Annotated in this window: 1 protein-coding gene; it reads left to right on the top strand. The window is 40.3% G+C overall.

The window, feature by feature from the left end; genetic code table 11:
• The coding region (locus tag GQ598_RS10895; protein ID WP_160404133.1) for a hypothetical protein at positions 1 to 598 on the top strand (598 nt) is incomplete at both ends.

The following is a 598-nucleotide window of genomic DNA, read 5'->3' as shown; positions in this document are numbered from 1 at the left end:
TGGCCTGCCAAACCTACGCCCTAAATCTTTTTCAATTTCACCGTAGTCTAAATCAGACACTGTTCTTATTTTCATCACCGAAGTTATCAAGCTCATCGCGCTTGGCGAGGTCGCCGTGTTTATCGGCAGGGTTATCGCCGAGGTCGAGGTGCTTATTTTTTCTATCTAAATTATCAAACTTACTTAGATTATTTAGATTAACTAAATTATTGTTGTTCTTCGTGCCATTGTTTTTGTTGCCTTATACACAGTGCTCTATGGCATTAACGGCGTCTACATCAAGGTATATTGAGGGTAGTGCGCCATATTTAACGTTCGACGGTGGTCGGACAAGGACAACTTCAACGGATAGTTTCTTGTTTATTAAGTTGCGGGATGGCACAAGGTTCACACCATCAACCAATCCATCAAGCTCAACAAATCCAATACTTTTACCTTATGCAGGAAGTACTTTGGGAGATATAGATATGGTAATTCCATCATCAGTGAATTCAGTGAGTTTAAGTGATTTAGTCACTAGGTATAATTATTGGGGAGATGATGATGGAGATGGACAGGGTATAAATGGTGTTACTGCTACAGGGGATATATCGGTATC

Source organism: Gilliamella sp. Pas-s95 (assembly GCF_009795795.1).
GTDB classification, from domain to species: domain Bacteria; phylum Pseudomonadota; class Gammaproteobacteria; order Enterobacterales; family Orbaceae; genus Gilliamella; species Gilliamella bombicola.
This window is presented reverse-complemented; position numbering and strand designations above follow the sequence as displayed.